General features: G+C 33.6%; 3 protein-coding genes. 2 read left to right on the plus strand and 1 reads right to left on the minus strand.

The genetic code is table 11. From position 1 onward, the window contains the following. Positions 1-468 precede the first annotated feature (468 nt). Entirely contained in the window at positions 469-1,317 is an 849-nt protein-coding gene (locus CCZ01_RS09690) for a dienelactone hydrolase family protein (protein WP_112053006.1), read from the plus strand. Positions 1,318-1,396: 79 nt separating this feature from the next. Here CCZ01_RS09690 and CCZ01_RS09695 read toward each other — a convergent pair whose 3' ends face one another. After that, entirely contained in the window at positions 1,397-2,395 is a 999-nt protein-coding gene (locus CCZ01_RS09695) for an acyltransferase family protein (RefSeq protein ID WP_181566391.1), read from the minus strand. 774 nt (positions 2,396-3,169) lie between these two features. Between CCZ01_RS09695 and CCZ01_RS09700 the strand changes: the two genes are divergently transcribed. Beyond that, positions 3,170-3,802, plus strand: a 633-nt coding sequence (locus tag CCZ01_RS09700; RefSeq protein ID WP_146745251.1) for a DUF4214 domain-containing protein, incomplete at its 3' end; no start/stop codon positions are given.

Genomic DNA, 3,802 nt, shown 5'->3' on the forward strand with positions numbered 1-3,802 from the left:
TAATGTTGAAGAACCAGAATCTGCTGAAACTACCGCATTGAAGGTATCATCGCGTTCTGTTCCTGTATAAGCAGTAGTACCTGCAGTAAGACTGAAAGTATTTATTTTATAAAATGCCTTAAAATAAGTTTCTATAGGATTAAAAATTTTTAATTTTAAAAATATCCTACAGAAATCCTACAGAAATCCTACAAATCTGTAGGACTTTTTAAAAAGTATTGTAAAAAATTTTAGTAAATTTTTACTTATGTAGTTAATTTTTGCTTAAAAGAAATCCATCATTTTGCGAACATATGATATAATGAATATACCAAGTTTCATCTTGCGTTCTCTAGACTCTTTTATAGAGAATTTAGCTTTAGCATTGTGCTATCATCTCTAAATGCACTATATTAGTAGTTGTGGCTATGGATATAGATAATGAATAGGTAAATCTATTCAATTTTTAACATAAAGGAAACATAAAAAATGAAAATTCAAAATATCGCAAAAACCCTTATTTTTGTATTTTTACTTACTGGAATGAGTTATGCACAAGAGGGTAAAGGTCAAATTTTTGGCACACAAACACAGCACACGACGCAATCTCTGAAATCTACAATGGATTATGCGTGGGTAACTCTACCAGCAAAAGCAACCGGTCGTAAGCCATTTAGTGGATTTTTAAAGGATATTCCTAACACAAAAGGTAAAGTTCCTGTTGTCATCTTTATGCATGGCTCATCTGGAATTAACGACGCAATCAAGCAATGGCAACAATGGGCGGCTCAAACTATGCAAATCGCGACAATCACGCCAGATTCTATGCGACTTGAGGATAGAATGACTTACCAATCGCCCATTCCAAAGGAAGAATATGAGAAAATCCATACCCTTAGGCAGTCAGAATTACAAAATGCTATCCAAGTTACAAAAGATTTAAAATGGGTTAATAAAAAATATATTATATTAGCTGGAACAAGCGAAGGTGCGGTAAGTATTGCACGATATCAAATGGCAGAAAATGCACCAAAAGAAGTAGCAAGAATGATTTTTAGTTGGTCGTGCGAAGATAATTATATGGTAAACGAAAGCAATTCCCATATTCCAAACGATATTCCAACACTAAACATTATGAGTTCTACCGACAAGTTTTTTTCACCAAGTAACCCATATATAGGAAATGAAAAAGCTTTAGGGCATTGTGGTGTAGCCCTACAAGATAACAAAACTTCATTAGTGATACTTATGCCAAATGCACCGCACACATTATTTAATCTTGATAGTGCAAGAGATATTACACAAAGTTTTTTAAAGAAAGTTATAAATTTAAAGTAATATTTCTAAATTCTCCCGCACAGGGAGAGTACAACAAGATTCCAAGCGATGATAGTTATTGTCTATCAAGCTAAACTATCTATTTTCGCCTAAAATAGCTTTGTAAAGGGCTTTCTATAGTAAAAATACCTATCAAAGCCAATAATATTGAGCAAATCAATAATGTAAAAATATATCCAAAGCTAGTCGACTGCTTTACGCCCAAATAATCCAGTATCCACATAGATGGTGTGTGCGTTAAAAAAATCCCATACGATAAAGCTCCAAAAAAAGAATTATATGGAATTTTTATTTTCTTATTTAATTTTCCTAAACAAAAAAGTGCCAAAATTCCTAAAATAACGCCTAAAATGACTTCACGACTATGAACACCAAGCGTAACTAAATGCCATTTTTGTTGCACAAAAACAAAGCCAACAAACAAACAAAAGATAAAAAATACACCCCAAAAATAACGCCATTTTTCCTTTGTCTTCCTAAACAAAAAACATTCAATAAAATACCCTATCACAAAAATAAAAAAAACTCCAAAAATTAATCGATACCCAAAAATATCGCTATCCAAAACTCCAAACACAGAAGCAATAAATACAAGCAAAGATAGCCCAAACAAAAGCCACAATAAACGCTTAAACATAATGCCTAAACCAAGCAATAAATATGCCTGTAGCTCCAGCCCCAGCGACCAAGTTAAATGATTCAATTCACTTTTTGGAGATTGCAAAACACTCCAATCAAAAAACATATAATAATTTAAAGGAATAATAAAAATATGCCCAAAAAATGCTTTCCAAGAAAAATGTGGCATTCCATAATTGCTTATAAACACAAATATTGCACACACAACCAATGCAAAGGCATATAGCGGGTAAATACGCAAAATTCTATCGCAAAAAAAATCATAAAAAGGATGCGTTTTAACAATAAATATTTTATGAAATAGCCCAGATACAACAAATCCAGCCAACATATAAAATATAATGACGCTCACCACGCCAATATTAATGCCCCAATAATTATTTTGAATATGAGACAAAAGAACACAGAAAGCTAAAAAAAAACGAAAATATCCAAACAAAATTTCCCTTTTTATAAAAATATTACAAATCTATCATTCCCATATAAAAATAAATCTACACTAAAAAAACCCCAGCCATACCCGCCATAACACAACCTCCCCCACAAAATTGCTCATAAAAATATTTTACTCATTACCCCAACACTCTATCCCATCGTGCCTACTACAAAAATAACGCCTTTATGTCCCCATTCTCCATTTCTCGCGCACCAAAACCTTTTTTCTCTTTCACAGATAGGGTTAAACCGCCACATTCACCAAAAACGCATTAACACATTAACGCAAAATCAGCACAAATCAGGCATACATTAACATACATAGCACCCCTATAAGCCCTAACTACAGTCATCAACAAATCGCCAAAATCTCATCTATAAATAAAATAGCTTTATCTTTATTAAATCTCAATACAATCCCAAATAATAAACAAAGTTTGATTCTATTATTCCCCTACTTAGTTTTTCCTTAACAAATTCTAAACAAACTATCACACAAGAGAATGCACTAAGCAAATCCATAGCCAAGCACCAAAACCCCACACAAAAAAGAGAAAAATATCACAAATGAGGGCATATATCAAGCACTACATTATATGGTATATGTTGCCACGATACAAAACTAATGGATACACTCCAACACACTACCAGATTCTTGACTTCCTAAAAAAATTATGTTACAATTACCTGTATTCTAAATAATTGTGAATACTATCGATAGTTTAGTGGCGGATTAATCCGCTTTCAATTTTTCAGTCCAAAAAGGAGGACAACAATTATGGCTATTACAGCTTCTCAAGTTTATGTTGCTTTATTTAATAGAGCGATCGATGGACAGACAAGATCTTCATTCAATGGTATTGCAGGAACACTTGCTTCAGCAGAGGCAGCTTCCATCAAGAATCTTTCTGAAAAAGATTTTGTTATCCTTATTTACAAGAATGCGTTGGGCAAAAGCCTTGCTGATGATACAGAGGGCATCAACTTTTGGGCACAATATGCAGTTGATAACAAATTAAGCAAAGATCAGCTTCTTACAGCAATCTTTAGCGAAATTGAGCGTAAAGAGCAAACAGGCGAATTAACAGCTAACGAAAATATGGCTCTTCAAGTGTTCAAAACAAAAACTCAAGTATCAGACTATGCAGCAGAGACAATCAAAGGACAAGTTCCTGCAGATGACCTTGCTAAATTAACATTTGGTGTAGGGCTTGAAGCAGTTACAGGAGACAATGCAGGCCAAATTCTTGAAGCAATCAAAGAGCAAGTTAATGGCGTTGCAGTAAAATATCCAGTATCAAATCCAGGTGAGACTTTCAGTCTTACTGCAGGTACTACTGCTTATACAGGAACAGAACGCGATGATACCTTCAATGCGGTAGTTTCAGCAGATTCTGGTTCTTCAACATTA

Origin of the sequence: Helicobacter monodelphidis, assembly GCF_003288845.1 — a bacterium.
Taxonomy (GTDB): Bacteria; Campylobacterota; Campylobacteria; order Campylobacterales; family Helicobacteraceae; genus NHYN01.

Excerpts from the sequence above, each read along its gene's own strand:
- CCZ01_RS09690 (WP_112053006.1), top strand. The coding sequence starts at position 469 with ATGAAAATTCAAAATATCGCAAAAACCCTTATTTTTGTATTTTTACTT.